At 39.4% G+C, this 470-nt stretch carries 1 pseudogene; it reads left to right on the forward strand.

From position 1 onward, the window contains the following. Positions 1–243: 243 nt before the first annotated feature. Positions 244–470 (forward strand): annotated as a pseudogene (locus AB4653_RS06460) (hypothetical protein); the annotation flags it as partial.

Raw genomic sequence — 470 nt, forward strand, 5'->3', positions numbered from 1 at the left:
TCTAAGTTCTAAGTTCTAGCCTTCAACGTTTATCCATTGCCCACGAACAAAACGGAAGAAACCGAACGCTTCCGTTTTTATTTTCACGGCTCAAATACAAATAAGCAGCCAATTATTGATAACACCAAGATAAACAGCGATGTAACGCTCAAACCAGAGAGAAATCAGTGCGATTTCAGCACGAATCAAAACCATTTTTATTCTATACTCCTAAAGATAAGCTTTTCTTTTCATGGAAGAATAATGATATTACCTAGGATTTTAGCAATCGGACTCTATGCTTTATCAACACTGACTTACGCTGCTCCATGGCAGTTCGTAAAAAGTGAAGATGGCATCATCATTGATAAGAGACCTCACACTGAAGGCTTGGTAGAAATACGAGCACAAATGCAAACGCCCACCACTTATTCTGGTTTTTTGCTGTTATTGGAAGACAGCGCGAACGTGCCAAACTGGATAGATAACGT

The sequence above is a fragment of the Vibrio sp. 10N.222.48.A3 genome (assembly GCF_041475345.1).
GTDB lineage: Bacteria > Pseudomonadota > Gammaproteobacteria > Enterobacterales > Vibrionaceae > Vibrio > Vibrio tasmaniensis_A.